The sequence below is a fragment of the Bacteriovorax sp. Seq25_V genome, assembly GCF_000447795.1.
GTDB lineage: Bacteria > Bdellovibrionota > Bacteriovoracia > Bacteriovoracales > Bacteriovoracaceae > Halobacteriovorax_A.
Window position 1 is genome coordinate 422,204 of sequence record NZ_AUNI01000015.1, and the last position, 26,099, is coordinate 448,302.

Below are 26,099 nucleotides of genomic sequence, written 5' to 3' on the forward strand. Positions count from 1 at the left end.
ACCTTGGATAGCAAATTATATTTCGACTTTACTTCACCTTATTCGTACTTGCTTTGGGAGAAGCTAATTCAAACTAAGTTTGATTTCTCTAAAGTTATCATAAAACCAGTTGTCGTTGGCAAAATTATAAATGATGTTGGTAGTGTTGGGCCAGCAGGGATACCGTCAAAGAGAAATTTTCTTTTTCAAGATTGTATTCGAAAGGCTCATCGCAGTAATATTAAATTTCAAGCCCCCGCAAGATTACCTTTTAACCCAATGGACCTGCTAAGATTTGCTTGCGCACTTGAGAATAATCAAGCGAAGCAGATTGAGTTTATTACAAATACCTTTCGCTTTGGATGGCGTGATGGTGGTGATTACGAAAGCTTTTCTAAGTTTAAATCGTGGATTATGGACACATGTCATTTTACTGAAGAAGAATATGAGAATTTAAATAGTGATAGAAACGCGAGAAAACAGTTAAAGCTCAATATCCAAGACGCTATTGAGTCCCAAGTTTTTGGAGTCCCATCTTTAACAAATAAAGGAACTGTTTTCTGGGGACTTGATGCTTTTGAGGATTTTCAAGCAAGTCTAAAAGGTGAAGATCCTCTAAACATGCACTTAAGCGTTTACAAGAAGTTTATTGATATAGTTCAAGGAGAACAAAATGGTTAAGTTTAAATTTTTTGCAGTACTTTTATTAACATTCCAAATTTTTGCTAATACAAAAGTTTTAATGAAAACAACAAAAGGTGATATTGAGCTTGAATTGTTTGATACAAAAGCTCCAATTACAGTTAAAAACTTTCTTTCATATGTTAACGATGGTTTCTACAATGGAACAATTTTTCACCGCGTAATTGATAATTTTATGATCCAAGGTGGTGGTTTTGATATTAACTTAAAGCAAAAGGATACGAAGGCGCCAATAAAAAATGAAGCAACAAATGGGATCTCAAATACAAATGGAACAATTGCAATGGCGAGAACAAGTGTTGTTGATTCTGCAACAGCTCAATTCTTTATCAATGTTAAGGATAATACTTTTCTAGATAACTCAGGTACTTCTCCATCTCAGTACGGTTACGCTGTATTTGGTAAAGTGACAAAAGGAATGAGTGTTGTAAATGCGATTAAAAAAGTTCAAACAAGTAGAAATGGTGGAATGGGAGATGTGCCTGTTCAGAATATTATCATCAATTCTATGACTGTTCTCAAGTAACTACTTAGAATCATTTAACCCCTTCCTATAGGAAGGGGACTCATTTGCCTGCTAAAACTGTTGTCATTAATTATTTATAATTATTATTGTATGACAACAGCAAGAAAAAAAATTCACAGCGATCCCTACTCAAAGTTCAACCAAATAAATGGAAAACATCCATTAATGAAGAATTGTCCTGATTCTTTTATCTCCTATAAAGCGAGAAAGAGAAAAGGTGGGAAAGTGTCGTTCTTTAACTTCGATCTTGCTAAAGAAATGGGAATTATTCCAAAAGATCATCCTCTCGAAATTACAAAAGAGCTTGAGACAAAGATTCTAGATACATTTTCAATTGTTATTATTAATGAATATGATCAGATTAACGAAATAAAGTATCCCGAAGAAGATATTCTTCCAAATGAATTTATGGCCACTCGTTATCTCCAGTTGCAACACCCTAACAAGCAAGGGAAAACTTCTGGTGACGGTAGAAGTATTTGGAATGGATCAATTTCAAATAAAGGAAAAACCTGGGATATATCAAGTTGTGGAACGGGAGCTACTAGGTTAAGCCCAGCGACACATATCCAAAAGCGATATTTTCAAACTGGTGATCCTTCGATTTCTTATGGATGTGGCTATAGTGAAGTTGATGAAGGGTTAGGTACTTTGTTTTTCAGTGAAGTTTTAAATAGAAATGGATATCAAACAGAGAGAGTTCTTGGGATTATCGAATTTTCAAAGGGGATTTCGATCAATATTAGAGCTCATGTTAACCTGATTCGTCCTTCCCATATGTTTAATCACTTAAAGCAAAGCAATTACGATGCTCTAAGTAACATCGTTAATTATTTCATCGATCGAGAAGTAGGGAATAAGAGGTGGACTAATGTACCAACCTCACACAAGGGAAGATTAAAGTACTTTTTAGATAAGCAAGTGGAAACCTTTGCTAAGCTTTCAGCTAATTTTGAAGATGATTATATCTTCTGCTGGCTTGATTGGGATGGCGACAATATTTTAATGGATGGCGGAATCATTGATTATGGTTCAGTTCGTCAGTTCGGTTTATTTCACCATGAGTATCGTTACGATGATGTTCAAAGATACTCTACAACTATTAAAGAACAGAAGGATAAGGCAAAGTATATTGTTAAGTGCTTTATCCAGATCTATGATTATTTAACGACAAAAGAGAAGAAGCCAATTAACGCTTACAATAAACATGAAAAGCTCGAAGAGTTCGAGGTTATTTTTCAAAGACAGAAGTCTAATAATCTTCTCCAAAAGATTGGTTATACTCAAGATATCTGTGATTACCTTATTACTAAAAAGTCAGACACTGTTGAAAAGCTTAAAAATGTTTTTTCATATTTTGAAAGATCCAAATCTGTTCTTGGTCCAGAGGAAGTGAGTGATGGTATTAATTGGAATGCTATCTTTTGTATGAGAGACATTCTACGCGAGCTTCCACAGATCTATCTCCATAGAGATGATGTTGTAAGCAGAGAAGAGTTTATGGAGATTATGAAGTCTTCTTATGCAACAGAGGAAGACATCGAGATAAACCCTACACGAGCAAAAAAAATCGATGATTTTCAGGCTCTATATCTTGAACTTATTGATTATGTTTCAAAGAAAAATCATGTTTCGCAATTAGATACATTACTGGCCGTGACAATGAGATCATCTATAATTAATAAGTATGATCGTGTGACAGGTGATAGCATTACAACCATAGTTAATAAAGTCTTAGCTCACAGACCAAAACTAAATTCAGAGCAGATGTTTGAACTTATGCATGAGTTTGCTGAGTACCAAAATTTAGACCCAGATACAAAGAGATTATCGAGAGAGCGAAATACAGAGCATTCAAAAATTATGAGAGGGATGTTAAAGATTGTTCGTACATATCGAGAGGGAATCTGATTAAAAGAGAGGGGATGTGAATCTCGTATTATATGGAGGTGGTCATGAATGGGAGAATGATCATCTTGATCTAGAGGCGATTAGCCTTACTGGAAAGAAATCACCAAGTTTTACTTTTATACCTGCGGGCTCGTACGAGTCTGAGATTGAGTTTCGTGCGCTAATAAAGCAGTATCAACAATTTGGAGTGAAAAGATTTTTACAATTTTCAATCGATGTTGATTTTGATCAGACACTTAAAGACGAAGCCTTTAATTCAGATATCATTCACCTTGGTGGTGGAAATACATACTATTTCCTAAAGTATCTTCGCTCTAAGGGAATGCTTGCCGAGTTAAAAAGATTTGTCAAAAATGGGGGAGTTCTCACTGGTCTTAGTGCTGGTGGAATTCTAATGACGCCAACAATAGATACTGCCGGTTTCCCTGAATTTGATTGTGATGATAATGAAGAAAACTTGAAAAACCTAAAGGCTCTTGGGTTGGTAAATTTTGAATTCTTTCCGCATTATAGAAATTCAAAACGCTATGATAAAGAATTGCTCGCTCATTCAACAAAAATTAAAAGACCATTATATGCTTGTCCAGACGGTAGTGGTATCAGTGTTAACGGAAAGAGTTTAAAATTTCATGGGAAGGTTTATTGTTTCTTTGAAGGAAAGAAGATTACTGTATCTCGTTAGCGAGAAGGTCTGGAAAGAATAAACGCCATTACTACAATACCAGATAATGCGACAATCGATTTAATATAGATATTCACATTTACAAAAATTAGAGTGTAGCTAAAAAAAATCACAATTGCAGTGCAAGCAATCCATTTAGTTTTTACGCTTATGGCCCCATGCTTTTCCCAGTCATTGATAATTGGCCCAAAAATTCTGTGCTCGAGAAGCCAATTATGCATCCTCTTAGAACTTTGAGAAAATAAGTAAGCCGCAAGAATTAGAAATGGTGTAGTTGGTAATATGGGAAGAAAGAGTCCAATAAAACCTAGAATGATTGAAACAAATCCGAGAGTGAGAAAAATTAATTTCTTAGTTTTTCTCGATATCGTCATTAGTCAAACCTTTTAATAGGAGATGGTTTCTTCTGAGCTTTTACACAGAATCTTACAGGAGCAGGATGACCCTCGACTGTCTTTGTCTTATCATTAGGATCAAGGAACTCTTCAAGAGATTGAAATGGTGGAGGGCACCAAGGTGTGGTACTTTGCTCTTCAGTCGTTGTTAAAGATTCCGAGAGTACTTCAATATTTGTAAAGCCTGTGCGGTTAAGCCAGTTTTTCAAGCAAGAAAGGGTTGGTAAAAACCATACATTTCTCATTTTTGAGTAACGATCTTCAGGGAAGAGACAAATACTTTCTTCTCCTGGAATTCCAATTGTTTCAAGAATAAGGTGACCTTCCGACTTTAACGCCTCTCTCATTTCCATTAGTTGTTCAAGAGGGTGACGATGGTGATAAATGATTCCCATTGAAAAAATTGTATCAAACATTGATCTGAAATATGGGAGCTCTTCAATACCGAAGAGTTCGAACTTTAAATTACCTTTGTTTGCTATCTTATTAATAAATTCAAATTGAAACTTATTGTGAATAACTGGATCTATCCCTAGAACAAGTTCTGGCTGATCTTTAAGCATCTGAAACATGTAGTAGCCGTTGTTACAGCCAATATCTAAAACGACTTGATCTTTTAAGCTACCAATTGAATCCTGAATTCTCTTCCATTTTAAATTAGAACGCCATTCAGAGTCGATAGCAAGGTCATCTACTTTGAATGGACCCTTTCTCCATGGAATAAGGTCTTTTGCAATTTCTTCAATTAGTAGTGACTCTGATTTATTGGTAACGAGGTGAACATAGTCATCAACTTCAACCTGAGTTGCGATAGAATTAAGTTGTGAAATTTTCTCTTGGATAGGAGAGTACTTTTCACCGGCCTTGTGGCCAGTCCAGCTATTTCTTTCATCTAGAATTTTTCTTAAACTTTCAATATCAACATGAGGTTGATATTTTTCAAGATATGAAAGTTCCATCTATTGTCCTTACTTTATTCCGAGGTAACAGCAGAAATTATACCATCTAAAAATCATTTCTGTCTTTTTAAAACCAGCTTCTTTCATCATTTGAATTTGATCTGTTGGCGTAATAGGTCTTAAAACATTTTCGAGGGCATCTCTTTTTTGAGAGATCTCCATTTCACTGTAGCCATTTCTTCTTTTGAAGTCATAGTAGAGGTCAATAAGTAACTTATCAATTTGGTCGTCATGGCAGATGATTTTCTCCGCAAGAACAAAAACACCACCCGGGTTAAGAGAGTCGAAGATATTTTTCAAAATCTCTGGTCGTGAAGAGGGCTCAAGAAACTGTAAGGTATAATTCATAATAACCATACCAGCATTCTCCATAGGGAATGTTTCAATATCGCCATTTGAAAGATTAATATCTTTTAAACCAAATGAATCAAGTTTCTTTCTTGCTTTATCAATCATTGCCACTGAGTTATCAACACCAAACATCGCAGGACGATCTTTTTCCATTTTCTTAAATGCTTGTGCAATAATTTGCAGGGTTGATCCTGTAGAACATCCGAGGTCATAAATATTCCCACCCAGATAAGCCCTACGGCATAGGTCAGCTATAATCTTGTGTATCTCATGGTAATTAGGAATCGAACGTTCCACCATATCGTCAAATACTTGAGCGACATCATCGTTAAACTCGAACTTACTTATTTCGTCTCTATGTTTTTTAAATACTTCATCACGCATGGAGCCAAAATAAAACGAAGATGACCGTTTGTCTACAGACATTTTATGTAAGTTTTAACCTTTGAAAATTAAGAACTTACGAGACTTTTTTTCCGATTCAAAAAATCACCAAAACAGTGGACAATATTTATAGTTTAAAAAATGGAGCGAAATGGAAAAGCTATCACGATTTGCAAGATCTTTTAATGAGACGCATCGAATTTGTACTCACGAAATCTCTGGGCATTTACATCTATTGAGATTTTGTATTGATGAATTAGTGGAACAGCTAGGCGACGATAATCAGCTTGCTGAGAAAATCGAAGAAGGCGTTACAAAACTTGAGGAGATGAACAAACTTTGGAAAATATGTTCTCGTTACCATGATCCATTTGGTGTGATTGAGTTAGACGGCCTTGCGGAAAAAGCAATTGGTCTTGTCACTTTGTATAACGGAAAATTTATTAAAGAAATTAATTATATCGTTGAAGGTGAACTCGAACTTGCAACAGATGAAGGAATTCTTTTCATCGAAGCTATTTATGCTGCAGCATCGCTAGCATCTTTTTTTGCAATTAGAGATCACCAAAAAGAATTATATTTCAAAATTAGTGGACATCTTTTGAACAATGGAGAACGTGAGGTGAAAATTACATCTAACGTTTCAAAGTTTTCAATTGAGGAGGCCAATGCAATCTTGGACAATGGAAATGAAAATGAAAAAACTCAGCGACGTTTCAATGGAGTGGAGCTGGTTAAAGAAAATAATGGAACATATAGTATCGAATTAGATAATAACTTTTTAAGTGTAAGGATTAGATTATGAGTTTTTCAGAAAAAGAAATTTGGATTTTAGAAGATGATAAAGGTTGTCAGTTTGTCTATGAGCAAACACTCGATCATCGTTATAAGACGAGATACTTTAGTAAGATAGCTGATTTTCAAGCTGCCCTTGAAGCAACAACTGAAGACCCTGCTCTTCTCATTGCGGACCTAATGCTCGACGATGGAAATTTTATGACTTACCTAAACTCTGGTAAGGATCCACGTCTTATGGTAATTCCATTTATAATTGTATCTTCAATTGATGATATTGATGCTCTTAGATATTGTTTTATGGAAGGAGCAATTGATTACCTAACTAAACCTTTTAAGAAAAACGAACTCATCGTTAAAATTGAAAATATCTTTTCAGGAGCAAAGAAGAGTAGTGTCTCCACACATGTAGGTGGTCAGAAATCAGTTTTACTTGACGGAAGAGAAATTGGAAATCTTACGAGTAAGCAAAAGCAACTATTGGGATTATTTCTTGATAATCCTGATAGAGTTGTTACAAGAGATGATATCCTTGATAATGTTTGGGGCGATACAAATGTTCACCCAAAGACGGTTGATGTACACCTTTATAATTTAAGAAGAAAACTTCATGATATGGGGTATATCATTCGCTCTGAAGGAGGAGGTAAGTGGTCGCTTATCTCTGATACTATCTAGTTAATTCACTTAACTCTCTGGGCTGGAAACTTCGCTTTTCTAGCCCGAAATTCTCATCTATGTTATAATTTAGAAAATTTAGATCACGTCAGAAGGAGTGGATATGAGTAAATTTAAGAAGTCCTTAAATGTGGGCCAAAAGTCTTATTCTTATTTTTCTTTAAACGAGGCAAAAGCCGCAGGACTTGGTAACATCGATAAACTTCCAAGATCATTAAAAGTACTTTTAGAAAATTTATTAAGGCATGAGAACGGAACGACTGTTACCTGGGATGACGTAAAGGCCATCAATGAATGGGCCGAAACTAGAAAATCTAATCATGAAATTGCTTATAACCCTGCTCGCGTTGTTCTTCAAGACTTCACGGGTGTTCCTGCAGTTGTTGATCTAGCTGCGATGAGAGACGCAATGGTATCTCTTGGAGGAGATCCGCAAAAAATTAATCCTCTCGTTCCTGTTGATTTAGTTATTGATCACTCTGTGATGGTTGAACATTTTGGAAATAAAGATGCTTTTGAAAAAAATGTTGAAATTGAATATGAAAGAAATGCTGAAAGATATAATTTTTTAAAGTGGGGACAGAAGTCTTTTAAAAATTTTCGTGCAGTTCCTCCTGGAACTGGAATTATTCATCAAGTAAATCTTGAGTATCTTGCCGATGTCGTTTGGACAAATGAAGTTAATGGTGAATTATTTGCTTACCCTGATACTTGTGTTGGAACAGATTCACATACGACAATGATTAATGGACTCTCTGTTCTTGGTTGGGGTGTTGGTGGAATTGAAGCTGAAGCTGCAATGCTTGGACAGCCTGTAACGATGCTTATTCCTGAAGTTGTAGGTTTTAAATTAACTGGAGAACTTAAAGAGGGGATTACGGCAACAGACCTTGTGTTGAATGTTGTTGAAGCGCTTCGTAAGCATGGTGTAGTAGATAAGTTTGTTGAATTCTTTGGGCCAGGACTCAAAGTACTATCTCTTGCTGATAGAGCAACTCTTGCAAATATGGCCCCTGAGTATGGTGCCACTTGTGGTTTTTTTCCTATCGATGAGAAGACGACAGAGTACTTGAGACTAACAGGAAGAAAAGAAGAAACAATAGCTCTCGTTGAAGCTTACGCGAAAGAGCAAGGTCTTTGGCTCTCAACAGAAGACGCAGATCCTGTATTTTCATCAATTGTAGAACTTGATATGTCGACTGTTGAACCTTGTGTTTCAGGACCTAAGAGACCTCAAGATAAAGTACAGTTAAGAAATGCAAAATCTTCATTTAAGGAAGCTCTGACTAAGACTTTTGGCTATAGTGAAGATGCCCTTCGTTTTGAATATGAAGTTGAAGGTAAAGACTTCAAGATGAAAAATGGTAATGTTGTTGTTGCTGCAATCACATCTTGTACCAATACTTCAAACCCTTCAGTCCTTATGGCCGCTGGTCTTATTGCAAAGAAAGCAGTGGAAAAAGGATTACAGACTAAACCGTGGGTAAAAACTTCGTTAGCTCCTGGGTCTAAAGTTGTTACTGATTACCTTATGGCATCTGGTCTGCAAACATATCTTGATCAGCTTGGATTTAACCTTGTTGGATATGGGTGTACAACATGTATTGGAAACACTGGACCATTACCTCCTGCTGTTTCCAAATCAATAAATGCTAATAATTTGTGTGCAACTTCAGTTCTATCTGGAAATAGAAACTTTGAAGGAAGGATTTCCCCAGATGTAAAAGCAAATTACCTGGCATCTCCTCCGCTTGTTGTTGCTTATGCAATTGCAGGAACGATGGACTTTGATATGAATAAGGAATCTCTAGGTAAAGATAAAGATGGTAATGATGTATTTATGAAAGATATCTGGCCATCAAATGATGAGATTCAAAAAGTTGTTGCGCAATTTATTTCAGGAAAAATGTACGAAACAAGATACGCCAATGTTTTTGAAGGTGATGAGAAATGGAAGGCGGTTAATGCTCCAGATGGAGAAACATATAAATGGGATAAAGATTCTACTTATATTGCTCACCCAACATTTTTTGAAAATATTAAAGACGGTTTAGTTGAAAGCTTTGAAGTAAAAAATGCTTCTATCCTTGCTCTTCTTGGTGACTCAGTAACTACTGACCATATTTCTCCTGCGGGTAATATTAAAATTGATTCCCCTGCTGGAAAGTGGTTGACAGAGAGGGGTGTTGCTAAGCAGGACTTTAACTCTTACGGATCACGTCGTGGAAATCATAATATTATGATGAGAGGAACATTTGCTAATATCAGAATTAAGAACGAAATGATTCCTGGTGTAGAAGGCGGGTACACAAAACATATACCTTCTGGGCAGCAGATGAGTATTTACGATGCGGCAATGAAGTACAAAGAAGAGGGAACTCCACTTGTTATCATTGGCGGTAAGGAATATGGAACTGGTTCTTCACGTGATTGGGCAGCGAAAGGGACAAATCTTCAAGGGGTAAAGGCCGTTATTACTGAATCATTTGAAAGAATTCACCGTTCAAACTTAATTGGTATGGGTGTGATGCCTCTTCAATTCTTAAATGGAGTAACTCGGAAAACATTAAATCTTGATGGGTCAGAGAAAATTTCTCTAACACCAATAGGTTCTGAACTAGCCCCTAAAATGCAATTTGAGTTGACTATTACTAGAGCAGACAAGACCACTGAAGTCGTACGAGTCATTTCACGCGTTGATACTGTTGATGAGCTGAACTACTTTAAAAATGGTGGTATTCTTCAGTATGTACTAAGAAATCTGAACAACTCACACTGATCTAAATTATATTTCCCCCTCTGATAAGGAGGGGGAAATCACTTCTGACTAAAATCAAAAATTGTTTGTTGGAGTTAATAGCTTTTTATTGATACGCTATCGTGGAAGAATATTTATAGCTTCTTAAAAGAAGCATGTGAACATGTTCAGATCTTGAGGCTGTTAAGTTAATGATCACTACTCATAAAAGGAATTCATTTCCTGATTTTAATCAAGAATTCTTATGTTGGAGATCATTAATATTTATTGTTATTCTTAAAATATTGGAGAGGTTATGAATATTGAAATTGATGAGCAATGTGAAATTTTGGACGAACTCAATAAGCTTTCTGATTTCCTCGTGGTCTTAGAAAAGAAGTATGACCTAAACTTGTGCATTCACATTAAGAGATCTCTGCATAATTTGAAAGGGACTTTACAGATGGTCGGCTTCATAAAAATCGGAGAGTTCTTTCATGATATTGAAGATCTTTTTGAAAAGAAAGTTCAAGACCATGTTTTTTTAAACTTGATAATTCGCTATCTGGGTGATGCTGAAAAAATGATAAGTAGCTCACAGGATGAAATTTCTGAAAACTTCTATAACGAGCTTGTTGCTTTTAAAAATAGCCCTATGCCAGAAAAATTTACGCAGCAAGGTCTAGATTTACTTAAAGAAATACAAGACCAGCAGAAATTTGATCCAAAGACATCGAGGCTCGACTTTGGTGATAGAAATATGATTTATGCTCTTGTCGATGATGACTCTTATAATATTTTAAAAGAAGAAATTATCGGCGATTCAAATATCTATATTCAACGATATAGAACACTTTCTGAGTTGTTTACTGCTACGTCGCAAATGACGCCTGAATTTATTTTTATCGAAGGCATGACTAAATCTGACATTAACCGTTTTCTCTTTAGAAAGAATATCAATATTGATAGAACTAGCTTATTTTTTATCGTAGATAATATCGATGACGAAATTATTTCTTCAATCAGAAAAGATAGGCATACTTTTTATCTACAAAAAGGACTTCGTAAAATCGATGTGATTTCAAAGATGGTTGCAGCTATTGAGTTCATGAATTATCACAATCTGATGTCATCAGCGATTAACTTCGAGCAGAAAGTTTTTGCGTATCATGAAGATATAAAGACGATTATGTTGGCCAAAGGGCAGCAAGAAGATTTTTTCTTGTTTGAGAAGGCCTTTAAGGAAAGCTTAAAGGCCCGTAGTAAAATCTTAAAAACTGAGTGATTATTCAGCTAGAAGTATTGCTTCTAGAACTTCTTCATCAGATGCATTCTTTAAAGACTCATCAGCAGCTTTAATTGCTTCCATTTCGTCTTGAATTTCTGGAGAAATTGCTTCATCAATTCCTTGAGAAAGAAGTGAAAGAGTTAGAGATACTTCATTTTTGAATGCATCAATCTTATCATCTCCATCAAGAATATCAGACGTTGTAATTGTTAGATAAGATGATGCTAGCATCCCATCAAAGAAACCATCTCCGTACCCATCATGGTGACCATGATGATCATGATAAACTCTAATGTTTGAACATTTTGTGTAAGCATTTCCACGTCTGTCATACTTTGTAGTACATCTTCTCTCATAAGTAGAGTGTGCAAGAGCAGAAGTTGCCATAAGTGCTAAAACAGTAACTGTTAATAATTTTTTCATTTTTTGCCTCGTTTGTGTTTTGAGCCATCCATGACCTTGTTGTTCCGTATTGTTGTTATAAATCTTTTAATTTACTCTTAATTAAAGTCATATTTTCTAGAGCATTTTCATATCGCTCAAAAACTGTTGTGTTCACCCTTTTTATTTCTTCCCTTACTCTTGCAAGGATTTCATCCCTTTGCTTATCACTATCATCTCTAAGAGTCGTATCATCGCTAGAAAAATCTCCTTCTAGTGGAATTCCATACCCAAGTTCTTTTACTGTGGTTCCATAGAGATATACGTTTTTAAGTTCCACAGTTTCCTCAAGCATCTTTTTAAAATCGTCACCAAGGGAATCGATAGTCTTAAAATCAGTCATCAATGTTATAACTTTTAAGCCATCAAGATACTGGCCGTGTCCTTCGATTCCGATAAGTGAGAAAACTTCCTTCTTCTCTGTAACTAAGGCCAAAGCATCACTAATAATCTCACGTCTCGTTAGAGGGTGAAGTTTAGTGTACTCTTCAACATTTTCTGGCCATGCGATATCACTAAGATTTACTTTAAGAGCACTGTAAACTTTGTTTAAACTGTCCCCAAAGCTTGGATAGTAGTAGCCATTCGAAGTTGCCGCTTTTCTATCCTCAAGAATCGTCTCATCAGTTAAGCCTGTTTTATTAAGATATTTATATAGACCCAGTGGAGTTACAACATCGTCTTTGTAAACAGACTCCTCATTAATTGCTAATTGAATTAACTTGAAAGCTTCGTCAGCACAGTTATTTGTGAAGAAGTAGTATCTTCCTGCATACTCCCAATAAACTCTCAATAAATGATTTAAAAATCTCTCTCTTTGAGTTTCGTTAAATTTAATTGGTAATGCTTTTAAACTTCTAAATTCACCACGCGTGTACTGTCTCTTTATTGCACCGAGGTCTGACACTAACATTCTCGATGGGTAAGCTCCAAATACTCCCTTTACCGCATCAATTGAAATATCATCAACGTATGCAAGGAAGCTTATTACAACGTGCTCTCTCGAGTTCTTGCGACACTCTTCAAGACTATCACCCTCATCTTTACAAACGATTAGTTTGAACATTGAGTGTCCCCACTTACTCATCATTTGTGGGCCCTCTGCTGCAAATAAGAACTGAACCTCTTTGATCTTATTTTTATTAACTGAAACAGACATAACACCGTTATCTGTAGTTAGATTTATTTCATCATTCGTCTTACACTCAAAATTTTTAAATGGAGTAGCTCCAAGCTCTTTTGAGTAGTAATTGTAAAGTGTTGGTCTACGACACTTGAATTCTTTATCCAAGAAGAAGTATTCAAAATTTACAGCAAAGAACTCCTTGCGCTTTTCATACTCGTAATCATCAGGTGAGCGTTTATGAAAAGTATTGTAGTTTTTATTTAAAATTGCCTCAGTATCCCAGAAACCGAGAGCTCTTAATTCTTTGTCATTAGATGCACGCTTAACCCATAGAAATTTATTGTCGTATGCGTGAGCAATCTCATGTAGAAGAGATGCCTTCGTTAATTGATAGAAGTTACCGTGCTTACAATCAAACTCTTTATCTGTGTTCTTGTCTTTAATAACCTGAATCAGTCTCTTGTCGAGTTTAATCTTTCCAAGCTTGTAGTTACCGTACTTAAATCCACTTGCAGCACAAGGATCTGGGAGGCCTTTAAAGCCCTTATTAAGATCAACAAACTCAACCGAGAGTGTCTTCTTGCTTAATACTTTTTTGATTTTATATGGAAGTGGTTTGAGAGTTTCGACAATAAAGTCTGTTGCAACATTCGTCACGTCTTTAGATGCCTTTAACTCAATCTTCATTGAGAAAACAGGTTGAATTAGTAATGTGGCAACTAATAGCTTTTTAAGCACATATTCTCCATATTTAGTAATATCTAAACATATAACGCTTTGCGCAAGCACTCAATGAGTCGTGTAATTTTTATAAGTGGTGTTTGATTTAAACTGCTCCGGGTAAATGGGGACAGAATATTTGAAAAACTTAATAATTACTAAGTACTAAATCTAAATTTTCTTAGCAGTTAAAATATTTAAAGGATAAGCACTTAATATAACGGATGATATTCTTAATATTATCCCCATTTAAATGGAGCAGTTTAAAAATTGAATCGGGAAACATCTAAGACGATAGGCTGGGGATAGCTTAGTCCAGTAGTTATTAGAACCACTGGACTTGTGTTAGTTACTAGTTTGAACAGTTTTTGTTAATTTTATCTTCTACAAGGTTAACAATAGTTAAGTGGTGAAGATTTTCAAGTCTTACGCTATGTCCATTACAGCTTTGCCACTCTGGAAGATATAAAGGTCCATTTGATTCATCTTTTTTATCCGCAAGAAAGCTCGGGCCATGAGTAACATAAAGTTCTCTTAATGCACGATCAGAAAAAATCCCTTCTGACTTTAAAGCATCTGCAATCTCAAATGGAGTTGTAAAGCCAATTTGTGAGTCTGTCGGATTCGCCTTCTCATCATCAAGATCATAAGCGATTCTGATAAAAGTATGAAACTTAATACTTGGATGTTTATCCATTATCTCTTGATAGAAGTGCACGTCGTGCTCTCCGTTATCACCAATGAGAATCACTTTGTTAGGAGACTCTTTTTGTATTAGTTTTTCTAGTTCAATTACTTTATGCTCTGATGAATCAACACCAGATGGTCTTAGAAGAAGTTCTCCTTCTGGAAAACGTCCGTTCCTAAGTGTTGCTCGGTGGGAATTACCCATTAATTTTTCTGGAGCATTTGTAAGGTAGTAGATATTTAGTGAGTTTTCTTTTTTTAGTTCTGAATAGAGATCGGCCATTCCTAGGAAAACATTCTTAGTTCTAAACGCGGTATTAATTTTACCGAACGTACTTCTAATATGTGCGGCCTTAATTGTATCGTCGATATCTGTGACAAGAATAGTTTTGGAAAATGCAAAAACAGTGAGTAGTGAAGTGACTAATAATTTAAGTTTCATTGATAATCCTTAGATCTTATAAATTTTAGCTTTTGTCTGGTCTATACGCTCTCTAAGAACTCTCATCAGCTTGCATTTACTGTTTTCGCCAATTTTGTATTCAATGAGCTTAACCGTTTTCCAATTATCGATAAATTTTCTAGAATCAGAAAGGTTTAGTGCATCAAGTTTTTCATTACTTTGTTTGAAAATATATTCACAACGAGACACAGTTTCGAAAGTTTGTGTAAGGAGTTGGTCAATCTCGTAAATATACTGTAATTTTAAGCTCTTTTGATAGTCTGACAGCACGTCTTCTCTCATATTCATCGCCTGGGTTTTTAGATATTTGAGCTCCGTCTGAGCATTGATTCCCATACCGATATCAATAGATTTTTTTGCGGCTTCCAGGCCATTAGAGACTTTTAACAGCTCCTCACTAGCGAATATATTTAAGCTAAATATTGCCAGGAGAATAATAAGAATTTTCTTCGTCATTAGTGTGTTCATAATGTATATAGGAGCAATACTTATGCCATAAAAAGAACCTAGTTTTAGGGAGATAGAGTGTCTCTCTTTTAGACACTGTCAATAATTATGTATTATTTAGCCATTGCTAGACATCAGATTGACATTTGGGACGCAGATTAAGAGTATGGCATACTTATAGCTATTAAGAGGAAAACCAATGTTCTATTTTGATCATGCAGCTTCAACGCCTATTAATGCTGAAGCTTATGAAATTCTTTGCAAGAGTCTCCAAGAAGACTTTGCCAATCCTGCATCTAAGCACAAGCTTGGAGTGGACCTTAGTAAGAAAATAAATGGGGCACGAGAAGAGATTCTTGCAACGTTAAAACTTAGAGATTCAAATTTAATTTTTACATCATCTGCAACGGAATCAAATAATCAAGTTATAAAAAATTTTTCAAAGCGTGGAAAAGTTATCTTCTATGAAACTGATCACCCGAGCGTTACTAATAGCGTGGAAGAAAGTGCTATTGGCCTTAAACTAAGTGATGACATAATTGAGCAACTTGATGAGAGCGTGAGCTTAGTTGTTTTGACTCTTGTTAATCCACAATCAGGTTTAATTGTAGATATTGAAACTATTGCAAAAAAAGTGAAGGCGTTTAATTCAAATATAGCTGTTCTTATTGATGCTGCTCAAGCAATAGGTAAAATTCCTTTTGATTTTTCTAAAGATCCAAAGCTTTATGATTATATTACAATTGCTGGTCATAAACTAGGTGGACCTCGTGGTATTGCTTGTCTTGTTTACAAGAAAGAAGACAAGAAACTTAAACCTCTTCTATTTGGAGGAGGCCACGAAGAAGGGCTTCGTTCGTCAACTCCGAGTACTGCTCTAATTTTGTCACTTGCTCGTGCGGTAACACTTGCGATTAGAGATATTGAAGATAATTATGCTCGAATAACATTACTCGCAAAGAAGCTTGAAGAAGGTCTCGAAGTCGTTCATCCAAATATTAGCCTACCGTTTAAAGAAGTTGTGACATCACCTTATATAATCTCTGTATTATTTAAAGGAATACCAAGTGATGTTCTTTTAAGACATTTAGAAATGAAGAAGGTGTACGTATCAAGCACGACGGCATGCTCTTCAAAAATTAAAGGATTTAATCCAATGCTTGCGGCTCTTGGAATCGAAGAAAAATATCATAAGAATATTCTTCGTGTCTCACTTGGGCATTCAACAACCGAGCAAGACGTTGATGGGTTTTTAAGTGCTTTTAATCAAGTTATAAATGAAATTAAATTTTTAATTAAAAAATAGGAATACACACATGTTTACTACAATTATTATCAACGTTGATGAACTCTGGCTTAAAGGTAAAAATAGAAAATCATATTCAGATGCTTTAAGAAAGCACGTTAGAGATATCTTATCTTCATATCTTGATACGAAGTGGACAATTCGAAATGATCAACAACGTTTTGTGTGTGATTGTGAAGCAGGATTTAATGATGATGTCATTAAAAGGCTTTGTGATATTCCTGGTCTACATTCTGTTTTAAAAGTGCGTAAATGTGAAAAGGATCTTAATAAGGCCGTAGATCTTGTTATTGCTGATCTTAAACTCAGAACTGATATTAGTACATTTAAGGTACAAAGTAAGAGAGTTGATAAGTCGTTTCCAACTCAAAGTCGTGAATTAAATCTTCATTTTGGTGGAGCAATTCTTAAGAATACACATTTAAAAGTAGATGTTCATAATCCAGACATTACAGTTGAGGTAAAAATTCTAAATGAGCATATCTATTTGTCGTGGGAAAAACATTATGGGATTGGTGGCCTTCCTGTAAATACAAGTGGACATGTTGTTACTCTAATATCAGGAGGCTTCGATTCTCCGGTTGCAAGTTACTTGATGTCACGTAGAGGTTGTAAGCAGACTTTTGCATTCTTCTATGCATATCCATATGTAGGTGAGGAAGTAAAAGATAAGATTGTTAAAATGTGCCAAATCCTTTCTAAATTCCAAAATGGAGCAAAACTCTATGTTATACCTTTTGGAAATGTTCAGAATTTCATTTCGAATGAATGTTATGAAGAATATAGAACTCTATTTTTTAGAAAATATATGATGGATGTCGCATCTAAACTTGCTGATAAGATTAAGGCCGAAGCAATATTAATGGGGGACTCTCTAGCTCAAGTATCAAGTCAGACTCTTCATAACATGGCAGCTCTTGATAAAAGTTGTGACAAGTTAGTACTAAGACCACTTCTTGGTAATAATAAATTAGATATTATTGCTCTTTCTAAAAAGATTGGAACTCACGATACCTCTATTATTCCTCATGATGATGCTTGTTCACTCTTTGCTCCGAAGCATCCGATCACTAAGCCAAAAATGGAGTATTTTAATAAGTTTATCAATAAATTTCCATGTACTGAATTAATTGATGAGTGTATTGAAAATGCCGAAGTCTTTTCGTTTAATAATAGGCTCATGATAAAAGATAGTAATTTTACGAAAAATTAACATACGCTTGTCTTCTTTTTTGCCGATAAGGGGTAAAATATACGAGTCATTTCCCTCTTTCTAAGTAGTTAGAATCGAGATAAAATGTCCCTTAGTAAAATAAATTGGAGACAAAATGAGCAAACATTTCGCAACGCTAATTTGCATTCTTGCAATATCTTTCTCTACCGTGACAAGTGCACAACAATCAAATGGACTTTTCACAGTAAATAGGGATCAGGTTCTAGGTAAATTACTAAAAAAATATCTTGAAGAACTACATTATAGAAAAGTTAAAATCAACGACGACCTTTCACAAAAGGCGTTTGATCAATATATTGAGAAATTAGATTATTCAAAACAATTTCTACTTAAAAGTGATGTCGCGGAGCTTGCGAAGTATAAATTAAAAATGGATGATCAGATGCTAGATGGTGTTTATCCAATCATTGAGAAATCTCATGACATCATGATGGAGAGAATTAAGAAAGCAGAAGCTCTACGCGTAAAGTTTTTTAAATCACATTTTACTTTCGATGCAAATGAGAGCATTGAAATTGATCCAAAGAAGAGAGACTTTCCAAAAAACGAAAAAGAATTTGAAGATTACTGGAGAAAGAGTTTTAAGCAATCAGTACTATCTCGTTATACTTCAATTTTAGAAGATCAAGAAGACTTAAAAAATCCAAAAAAGAAAGAAGACAAGAAAGAGAAAAAGCAGAAGAAAGATAAGGATGCAGGAAAAATCTTAACAGAAAAAGAAATGGTTACAAAAGCACATGAAGCTATTTCTAAGAAGTACCAACGTTATTTTGAAAGAGAACTTCAAGAAGAGCGTGATGATTTCATGGATAAGTTCTATAACTCAATTACAGAAATCTTTGATCCTCATACAAATTATTTTGCACCAAAAAAGAAAGAAGACTTTGATATTGATATGTCAGGTAGCTTAGAAGGGATCGGTGCTGTTCTAACTGAAGATGAAGGGTATATCAAAGTAAATCAAATTGTTCCAGGTGGAGCAGCTTGGAGACAAAAAGAACTTGAGGTTGATGATTTAATTTTAGCTGTATCAGAAGGTGATAGTGAAGATGTTGTTGATCTTGTGGGAATGAGAGTAGACGATGCTGTTCGATATATTAGAGGTAAGAAAGACACTATCGTTAAGTTACAAGTAAAAAAGGCAGATGGTTCGCGAAAGACAATTCCAATTAAAAGGGATGTTGTTGTAATTGGGGCTTCATTTACTAAGGGGTCAGTACTCGAATTGGCTGGGCTTAACATGAAAATCGGCTATATTCATGTTCCAAAATTCTACAGAGAGTTTGGTGGTGAAGTGAATTGTACGGCTGATGTTAAAAACGAACTTGTTAGACTAAAGAAGCAAAATGTTGATGGTGTAATTCTTGACCTTAGAAATAATGGTGGAGGGGCACTTAGAGATGCCCAAGAGATGTCAGGTCTCTTTATCCAGAAAGGACCAATTGTTCAAATTATTGATGGTGAGGGAAAAGGTGAAATCCTAACGGATCATGATGCAAGTGTAGAATACAACGGACCACTTATTGTCATGATTAATAGATTCTCTGCTTCTGCTTCTGAAATTGTTGCAGCCGCGATGCAAGATTATGGACGTGCAGTAATAGTTGGTGGTGCTCAGTCACACGGAAAGGGAACTGTTCAACAGGTCATCTCTCTTGATAATGGATTTATGTCGAGCATGGTTTCTGAAAAGCTTGGAGCGCTAAAGCTTACTGTGCAAAAGTTTTATCGTATCAACGGGGACTCTACACAGTACAAAGGTGTAACTCCAGATATTATTATTCCTGATCAATTTAGCTATATTGAAAATAGAGAGAAGGATCTTAAATATTCACTTCCGTGGGATAGAGTAGAGGCGAGAAAGTATACAAAGTGGAATGGGCCTAAACATAATTTGGATAATCTGAAGAAGAAAAGTTCTGAACGTGTAAAGAAAAATGCTCGTCTTCAAAAGATTAATGAAAATGTAGCCTACCTAAAAAAGAGAAAAGATGATACAAAAGTTACGCTAAATCTTAATCAGTGGCTAAAAGAAGAAAAAGAAAATAAAAAGATGGTTGAAAAACTCAAGCTCGATGAAGAGAATAAGGGATTAACTGTTACACATTTTGAAGAATCTCTTAAGGCACACGAAACAGTTCGTGCTGGTGAAGAAAAGCAGTGGCAAGAAGATTTTAAACAAAGAAAAGAAGACTGGGTTGAGACTCTAAGAAAAGATGCAGGACTTGAAGAAGCGATGTATATCTTAGCTGATCTGATCGAGCAGACTTCAAAGAAGATGGTATATACTTCGGGAAAATAAAATGAGTAATATTCTAGATAATAAAGAAGTTGAAGAAGTAATGACAATTTTAGAGAACCTTGATGATGAGGTTCTCGCAGTTGAGCTACTTAAAAAGTTTAATGAAGCTTCAAAGAATCTAGGTATGTTAGTTGTAAATAAGGACCCTCGCATTCCTCACGATGAATGGAAAGTTCTATGTGATGAGGCCCAAAAAGAGCTCGATGATATAGTCTTATCTATAAAGAATCTCTAACTTTAAAAAATATGATAAAAAAGGCCCCAGTTTGGGGCTTTTTTTTTTGCTACGCAAGATGCGATATTGCTCCACTTTTTACCTTAAGGTAGCACTTTGTCCCTTATAACCTACTGAAAACTTGGCATTCATTTTGCTCTATGAATTTTATCATTCAAAAGGTAGAGGGAGAAAACCAATGAAGAAGAATTTATCAGTTGTACTGTTATCGTTATTATGTGCTCAAACATTTGCAATGAAGAAAAGTCATACGACTCATCTTTATGAAGCCGAGTTTAGAGATTTTGGCCAAATAGGCATCAAAAGAATTCTAAGAGATGATCTTTCTCGTTCTGAACTGGCTCAGTGGTCTATCAATACGGTAGAAGTGAGAGCAAAAAGTATTGACGATCAAGGTCAGTTGAAACTTGTTTCAGGAAGAGGTGAGCTTGAGTCAAGGTCACTTGTTGGTAATGCTGATTCTTACCATACTCGTAATACTGGATTCTCATATACAAATTTCTTTGTTCCAAGTCACGCAAAGGGTGATGGTGCTTTGAAGTTAATTACATTGGGTGATATAAAAATTGATTCGATTACTGTTGGTCTTGAGGCAACTCCTTCATATGACTTTAGAAATACTTCTCAACTTCACTTTACTGATGAAACAAGCTTTAAAGTTTCAAAGGTTGTTGGATCTTCTGAAACTATTAGAGTTAATGGTCCTGTTGATGGAATCAGGCTTGTAGGTGAGAAGGAAAAAGTATCTGTCACAAGCGTAACTCTTCACTTTGCAGATGGTGAGAGGATAGAGTTAACAGAGCTTGATGGAAGATTAAAGCCTGGTCAAGCAGTAGCCTTTAGACTTGCACACGAACTTGATAAACCACTAGATAAAATTGTTGTGAGTGGTGTTTCATCGGGATTAATTGGAAGTAGAGGAAAAATTAGAGTACAACTGGGACATAAGTAATAGAAAAGGGAGCTAAGCTCCCTTTTTTTATTCAATCATAAGTTTTTGCACAAAGTCACTCTTCGAGCGAACACTTTTCTCAGCTTCAGCTTTTGTAATAAGTCCTTTCTTATAAAGTTCCATAATATTCTGATCAAAACTCTGGCATTTTACACCAAGCTCATTAGTTCCACCCTTTTCAATGATTTGGATGATTCTATCCATTGGTTCTTCTCCACGGATACATTCTTTTACTCCAGGGTTTGTCACCATGATTTCCTGTGCGATCACAACACCACGTTTGACCTTTGTACTTTTAACCATTCGTTGAGAGATAGTAGCAAATAAAGAATCAGCAAGTCTCTTTCGTACGTCAATAAGTTCTTCTGGTGGGAACATTGATAGAATTCTCCCAATAGTTGCTATCGCATCTGTCGTATGCACTGTTGCAAAAACAAGATGGCCAGTCTCCGATGCTTTTAGTGCTGTCGATATACTTTCGGCATCTCTAAGCTCACCAATCAAAATAACATCTGGGTCTTGTCTCATTGCTGCACGTAAGGCAGATGTAAAGTCCTCTGTATCAGTTCCAATTTCACGCTGAGTAATTCTTGATTTCTTCTGTGGATGAAGAAATTCTATTGGATCCTCAATTGTTACAATATGTCGTGTTTCCGTTTCATTAATTTGATTTATCAATGCAGCTAGAGTTGTACTTTTCCCTGAACCAGTGGCTCCTGTAACAAGAATTAATCCACGTTTCTTGGTCACGATGGATTTTAGAATAGGACTTAGGTTTAAATCATCAATCTCAGGAACGTTCATTGGAACGAGACGAAGAATCAACCCAATTTTATTACTATACCTAAAGAAGTTGTATCTAATACGACAAAGCTCTGGGATCTCATAAACGAAGTCCAGGTCTTTGATGTGATCAAAATGTTCGAGTTCATGTTGTGGAAAGATAATATTGCAAATATCTTTTACATCCTCAAATTCGATATTTTTATTCGACTTAACTGGAACAAGCTCTCCTCTAATTCTTAAGCATGGAGGCTCCCCACTTCTAATATGGATATCACTCGCATTATTTTGAAGGGCAACACTAATAAGAGAATTAAGGTTATTTAAACTAAAAGCCATTAAGATCCTTTAAATTGTCAAAAATAGAGATTTGTTCTATGCTAAGTTATCGGATAAATTAAAATTGAGTTTAAAATAAATGACTAAAAAGATTTTGATTATAAGATTCTCAAGTTTTGGCGATATTATTCAGAATATGGCCGTTTTGCCGTATTTAAAGCCAGAGTTTGAAGTTCATTGGTTGGTGAAACAAGAGTTCGCAGGATTAGTATCGTTATCCGAGAGTGTCGATCAGGTAATATCTTTTTCAAAGAAAGAAGGGGTTATCGGACTTATTAAGCTTGCAATTAGATTACGTAAGAGCGGTTATACTCATCTTTATGATGCACACTCAAATATTAGATCCAGTATCTTTACTTTATTTTTTAAAACATTTTCAGATATTAATTATAAAATTAGATCGAAAGAAAGACTCAAGAGAATTTTACTTTTTACTTTTAAGGTTAATAAATTTCCAAAACCTTTCAAAGGTGCTCTCTCGTTCATTGACCCGATAAGAGATTGGATTAGTGACCATGGGAAAGAAGAGAGGGGAGATCGTTGGCAGTTTGATGAAGAAGTGAAGTCTAAAGTTGGAAGTCTTCTTTTAGAAACAGGGCTTAAAGACTTTATTACAATTGCTCCTTCTGCAGCTTGGGAAATGAAACGATGGCCAATTGATCATTGGAAAGAACTTTGTCGTGATTTATCTGAATATCAAATTGTCGTTCTCGGCGGACCAAGCGATGATTTTTGCCAAGATATCGCAGATGTTGCTCCAGATAGAGTTTTTAATTTTGCGGGAAAGACAAACCTAACAGAAAGTAGTTATCTTGTTCAGCAGTCAAAAGCATGTATTAGTGCCGATACAGGAATTCTTCACGTCGCTGATACTCTTCATATTCCAACTCTTGCACTTATTGGCCCAACGGCATTTGGCTTTCCTAGCGCATCGACATCAAAAGTCTGTGAAGTTGATTTGGCTTGTCGACCTTGTACAAAGGATGGAAGTGGAAAATGCACTCAAGATGTATATCAAAAGTGCATGGTTGATATTAAGCCCCAAGGAGTGGCATCACTCCTCAGAAGTATTCTTTGATTCAATTTTCTTTCTCATTGTCCATAGAAGATGACTTATATATGGACGACGGTCTTCTTTGGCTGTGATCATTAAGAGTTTTGTGATTTTAAGTTTACCTGGATCAGAGAAAAGTAGAATTAGCATTTCTTGAATGAAGTTAGTACTTAGAGTGATGTAGTTATCTGTTCCCACTCCAAGTCTTAAACCTTTCTTCTCCCACCATGAAAATGGATGATCTTTATAATCGGGGAATGCGCCTGTCAGTTTTAAGTTTGATGATGGTAGTGCCACAAGTGATACATTCTTATGTATCATACGATTTAAAATATCATGCTGATAATGTTCGACTTCTCGTGCCGTATGAAATTTTGTCTTTAAAAAAGAAATTTTCTCTTCATCATTCAGTGGAATACCTTCGTAGAGCTTTTCTTTGATCTCTGGATCGTGCCATTCCATGTCTTCAAGTTCTTCCCATTCAAGTGATTTTTTGAGAATTTGTTGATGCTTTAAATTTTTATCCATCACTCTTTGGTAAAGTCTATGGAAGTAGTAGTTTGGATTGATACCAAGGCTTAGTCCGTGCTCTAGGGTGTCAATATGCCAAATATTCATAGCATTATCTACAGACTGAATACCCTTTCTTAAATTCTTCCAAGTTTCTCCGTGGTGACTTCTAATCTTCATTCCGTGGTATTGAAGTTTTCTAAGTCCGCCTTTTAGTTCTTTGAAGTGTGCTTTACGATAAAGTTCTTTTTCGTCACCAACTGTATCTATTTCTTTTAGGTATTTTCTAATGTGAGGATACTTGTCCATAATCTCTAAAAGAGAGTTTACTTGTGCTTCAAAGTGCTCTTTCTTTGTTGAATATGAGTCAGAGTCAAAGAAATTTAATTCCTTCCTAAAACTAGGAGACAGCGTAAAATCAAAACAATCAACTTCAGACTGAAACTTTTTAAATCCTTCATAAAGACCAATAACCACATCTTCTTCTGTTACATTTTCAAGACCTGGGATTTGTTCTGCATCCATCTTATTAGCACGAGAGAGAGTAAATTTAAGTCTAATATTTCCAACATTGTACTTTTCGTAAAGTTCTTTTGCCATGTGATAGGCTGCATCGAAGTGAGCTTCTCGAGAAGTCAGAATTAATTTAGCGAGAAAAAGAATTTTTAGGTAAGTCCCAAATTGTTCGCCATCTTTAAGACGAATAAGATCATCAACATCTTCAACTGACTCAATAGGAATTGAATCTTCTCCATACACCGCTTGAATTTGCTTTTCATAGATGGCCCTATCTTTTCCTTCAAGAAGTTTTTTGAGACGAGGATAGATGAACTCAGCACTCAAAGAACCTGTAAGGTGAATGTGCTCTTCATGATAAGGAAGAGGAAATTTCTGAAAGAAATTAAAAATTACCTCTGCCATTGGGTGACCAAGTAGTGTATTAATATCAACTTCATCAACCTGGAAAGCTGCAAGAAGAGTGATGAACTCATTAAGAGTTTTTTGAACAGGGGGATTTTCTAACACGACTTCGCTATAGCCCAAGAGCTCTAATGTATCAGATAGATTAATACCATTGGTTTCACTGATAATTTTTGTCAGTTCTTCCTCAAGTGTAATAATGATTTGTTCTTTTTTCTTAGCCATTTTTATTTGTCCTTAATGTATATTCTGTCTGAATCTTATCAAAGTTTTCACGAAGTCTTTTATCGATGCTGTCGGTTTTTTCAGCAAAGGTCCACTTGTCGGGATGATAGAGAGCAAGTAATCGCTTGTGCTTTTTTTTAAGAAGATCCTGATCTTCCTCATTATATAGCTGTCTCAATTTTTTATCATCAAGAAATGATAGGGGGGCGACGATGTCGATATTTTTCTTTAGTTTTGACATGAATTCATCATACTCGAAGATTTTTACAATGTTTATTGTTGAGAAATCAGCTGAACCTGTTACGATATACTCTTCAACTGAGGCTAGCCATTCTTGGTTTTGTTCTTTCTTGATTGTAAGTACAATATTTTGTTGCAGTTCTTCGAGGGAGCACTGAAGTTTTTTTGCGATAATTTGAAGATCTGCAATAGCTCTAGTGAGAACGATAAATGAAAGATGGGAGATATATTTATCAATATTGATCCCTTTCATCGGGAAAGCTTCAAGTAGAAAATTTTTAGTTAATGTTTCTTTTACAAGTTTTACAATTTTATCGACATCAACTTCTTGTGAAAGATTTTTTGAAATGCTTGTCTGAATCTTTGTGATTCTCTTTCCAGCTCCCCATTCGAGCTCTTTTTTTAGTTCGATAAAATAATTTTTTTCTTCATCGCTGGCAAAGAAATGATTCTCAGTAAGGTAATCAAATTCTCCACGTTTTGATTTAACTGAACTTGCTTGTTGGCCTTGGGATGAGCCTACTGTTGTCGAACCCATTCTTTCTTGCTTTCGACGAATGAGGTCTTCAAACTCATCTTTTGTATAATTCTTTTTTTGAGGTGTCCCTAAAAAAGAGAGAAAGAAATCTCGAATAAGGGGTGCGAAAGTGTAAATCACAAAAATGGCAATTAATGCTAGTGTGATATTTGAAATTATTTTTGGTAACATAAAAAATACCTTTTTGGT

24 protein-coding genes are annotated in these 26,099 nt (G+C 35.4%); 14 read left to right on the forward strand and 10 right to left on the reverse strand.

Annotated elements, in window-relative coordinates; all coding sequences use genetic code 11:
- Positions 1–3: 3 nt before the first annotated feature.
- The 4 genes from M900_RS09765 to M900_RS17220 all read left to right on the forward strand — a co-directional run bounded on the left by M900_RS09765 (position 4) and on the right by M900_RS17220 (position 3,800).
- A complete protein-coding gene (locus tag M900_RS09765) occupies positions 4–660 on the forward strand; it encodes a DsbA family protein (RefSeq protein ID WP_021274506.1) in 657 nt (218 codons plus the stop codon).
- Positions 653–1,207: a peptidylprolyl isomerase gene (locus M900_RS09770; RefSeq protein ID WP_021274620.1), complete on the forward strand. Its 555-nt coding sequence runs from the start codon at positions 653–655 to the stop codon at positions 1,205–1,207. The genes M900_RS09765 and M900_RS09770 overlap by 8 nt, the downstream gene beginning before the upstream one ends.
- 90 nt (positions 1,208–1,297) lie before the next feature.
- On the forward strand, positions 1,298–3,118 hold the full coding sequence (locus tag M900_RS09775; RefSeq protein WP_034732361.1) for a hypothetical protein: 1,821 nt from the start codon (positions 1,298–1,300) through the stop codon (positions 3,116–3,118).
- A gap of 16 nt (positions 3,119–3,134) precedes the next feature.
- Positions 3,135–3,800: a Type 1 glutamine amidotransferase-like domain-containing protein gene (locus tag M900_RS17220; protein WP_021274485.1), complete on the forward strand. Its 666-nt coding sequence runs from the start codon at positions 3,135–3,137 to the stop codon at positions 3,798–3,800.
- On the opposite strand, the gene M900_RS09785 is transcribed toward M900_RS17220, so the two are convergent.
- Genes M900_RS09785 through cmoA form a run of 3 tightly spaced genes read right to left on the reverse strand, consistent with a single transcriptional unit; the run spans position 3,797 to position 5,889 of the window.
- On the reverse strand, positions 3,797–4,174 hold the full coding sequence (locus M900_RS09785) for a YbaN family protein (RefSeq protein ID WP_021274338.1): 378 nt from the start codon (positions 4,172–4,174) through the stop codon (positions 3,797–3,799). The genes M900_RS17220 and M900_RS09785 overlap by 4 nt on opposite strands.
- A complete protein-coding gene (cmoB, locus tag M900_RS09790) occupies positions 4,174–5,154 on the reverse strand; it encodes a tRNA 5-methoxyuridine(34)/uridine 5-oxyacetic acid(34) synthase CmoB (protein WP_021274468.1) in 981 nt (326 codons plus the stop codon). Before cmoB ends, M900_RS09785 begins: the two co-directional genes overlap by 1 nt.
- A gap of 9 nt (positions 5,155–5,163) precedes the next feature.
- Positions 5,164–5,889: a carboxy-S-adenosyl-L-methionine synthase CmoA gene (cmoA, locus tag M900_RS09795; RefSeq protein WP_021274585.1), complete on the reverse strand. Its 726-nt coding sequence runs from the start codon at positions 5,887–5,889 to the stop codon at positions 5,164–5,166.
- A gap of 151 nt (positions 5,890–6,040) precedes the next feature.
- On the opposite strand from cmoA, the gene M900_RS09800 reads away from it, so the two are divergent.
- From M900_RS09800 to M900_RS09815, 4 genes are all read left to right on the forward strand, one after another.
- Positions 6,041–6,694, forward strand: a complete 654-nt coding sequence (locus tag M900_RS09800) for a hypothetical protein (protein ID WP_021274781.1) — start codon at positions 6,041–6,043, stop codon at positions 6,692–6,694.
- Positions 6,691–7,362, forward strand: a complete 672-nt coding sequence (locus tag M900_RS09805) for a response regulator transcription factor (RefSeq protein ID WP_021274377.1) — start codon at positions 6,691–6,693, stop codon at positions 7,360–7,362. The genes M900_RS09800 and M900_RS09805 overlap by 4 nt, the downstream gene beginning before the upstream one ends.
- 103 nt (positions 7,363–7,465) lie before the next feature.
- Positions 7,466–10,141 carry an aconitate hydratase AcnA gene (acnA, locus tag M900_RS09810; protein ID WP_021274477.1) on the forward strand — a complete coding sequence of 892 codons (2,676 nt, stop codon included), beginning with the start codon at positions 7,466–7,468 and terminating at the stop codon, positions 10,139–10,141.
- Between the two features lie 274 nt (positions 10,142–10,415).
- Positions 10,416–11,384: an Hpt domain-containing protein gene (locus M900_RS09815; RefSeq protein ID WP_021274658.1), complete on the forward strand. Its 969-nt coding sequence runs from the start codon at positions 10,416–10,418 to the stop codon at positions 11,382–11,384.
- On the opposite strand, the gene M900_RS09820 is transcribed toward M900_RS09815, so the two are convergent.
- From M900_RS09820 to M900_RS09835, 4 genes are all read right to left on the reverse strand, one after another.
- The gene (locus tag M900_RS09820; protein WP_021274332.1) at positions 11,385–11,810 is read right to left on the reverse strand and encodes a hypothetical protein; all 426 of its coding nucleotides are present in this window, start codon (positions 11,808–11,810) and stop codon (positions 11,385–11,387) included.
- 55 nt (positions 11,811–11,865) lie between these two features.
- Positions 11,866–13,692: a DUF4105 domain-containing protein gene (locus M900_RS09825; RefSeq protein WP_021274681.1), complete on the reverse strand. Its 1,827-nt coding sequence runs from the start codon at positions 13,690–13,692 to the stop codon at positions 11,866–11,868.
- Positions 13,693–14,026: 334 nt separating this feature from the next.
- On the reverse strand, positions 14,027–14,803 hold the full coding sequence (locus M900_RS09830; protein ID WP_021274628.1) for a phosphatase domain-containing protein: 777 nt from the start codon (positions 14,801–14,803) through the stop codon (positions 14,027–14,029).
- A gap of 9 nt (positions 14,804–14,812) precedes the next feature.
- The gene (locus M900_RS09835) at positions 14,813–15,292 is read right to left on the reverse strand and encodes a hypothetical protein (protein ID WP_198295991.1); all 480 of its coding nucleotides are present in this window, start codon (positions 15,290–15,292) and stop codon (positions 14,813–14,815) included.
- Between the two features lie 178 nt (positions 15,293–15,470).
- Here M900_RS09835 and M900_RS09840 point away from each other — a divergent pair, with 178 nt between their 5' ends.
- The 5 genes from M900_RS09840 (at position 15,471) to M900_RS09860 (ending at position 21,300) form a co-directional block, all read left to right on the forward strand.
- Positions 15,471–16,577, forward strand: coding sequence for a cysteine desulfurase family protein (locus M900_RS09840; protein WP_021274526.1), 1,107 nt, complete (start codon positions 15,471–15,473; stop codon positions 16,575–16,577).
- Between the two features lie 10 nt (positions 16,578–16,587).
- Positions 16,588–17,790 (forward strand): tRNA uracil 4-sulfurtransferase ThiI, encoded by a 1,203-nt coding sequence (gene thiI, locus M900_RS09845; protein ID WP_021274415.1) that lies wholly within the window; start codon positions 16,588–16,590, stop codon positions 17,788–17,790.
- 115 nt (positions 17,791–17,905) lie between these two features.
- Positions 17,906–20,113, forward strand: a complete 2,208-nt coding sequence (locus M900_RS09850) for a carboxy terminal-processing peptidase (RefSeq protein ID WP_021274418.1) — start codon at positions 17,906–17,908, stop codon at positions 20,111–20,113.
- A gap of 1 nt (position 20,114) precedes the next feature.
- On the forward strand, positions 20,115–20,348 hold the full coding sequence (locus M900_RS09855) for a hypothetical protein (RefSeq protein WP_021274541.1): 234 nt from the start codon (positions 20,115–20,117) through the stop codon (positions 20,346–20,348).
- Positions 20,349–20,526: 178 nt separating this feature from the next.
- Positions 20,527–21,300, forward strand: coding sequence for a hypothetical protein (locus tag M900_RS09860; RefSeq protein WP_021274626.1), 774 nt, complete (start codon positions 20,527–20,529; stop codon positions 21,298–21,300).
- A gap of 27 nt (positions 21,301–21,327) precedes the next feature.
- Here M900_RS09860 and M900_RS09865 read toward each other — a convergent pair whose 3' ends face one another.
- Positions 21,328–22,422, reverse strand: a complete 1,095-nt coding sequence (locus M900_RS09865) for a type IV pilus twitching motility protein PilT (protein ID WP_021274319.1) — start codon at positions 22,420–22,422, stop codon at positions 21,328–21,330.
- Between the two features lie 79 nt (positions 22,423–22,501).
- Between M900_RS09865 and M900_RS09870 the strand changes: the two genes are divergently transcribed.
- Positions 22,502–23,500 carry a glycosyltransferase family 9 protein gene (locus tag M900_RS09870; protein ID WP_021274491.1) on the forward strand — a complete coding sequence of 333 codons (999 nt, stop codon included), beginning with the start codon at positions 22,502–22,504 and terminating at the stop codon, positions 23,498–23,500.
- Here the strand turns inward: M900_RS09870 and M900_RS09875 are convergent.
- Both M900_RS09875 and M900_RS09880 read right to left on the reverse strand, forming a co-directional pair.
- Positions 23,477–25,132, reverse strand: coding sequence for an adenosine/AMP deaminase (locus tag M900_RS09875; protein ID WP_021274533.1), 1,656 nt, complete (start codon positions 25,130–25,132; stop codon positions 23,477–23,479). The two genes, M900_RS09870 and M900_RS09875, sit on opposite strands and share 24 nt — an antisense overlap.
- Positions 25,125–26,081 (reverse strand): hypothetical protein, encoded by a 957-nt coding sequence (locus tag M900_RS09880; RefSeq protein ID WP_021274702.1) that lies wholly within the window; start codon positions 26,079–26,081, stop codon positions 25,125–25,127. Before M900_RS09880 ends, M900_RS09875 begins: the two co-directional genes overlap by 8 nt.
- Positions 26,082–26,099: the final 18 nt, after the last annotated feature.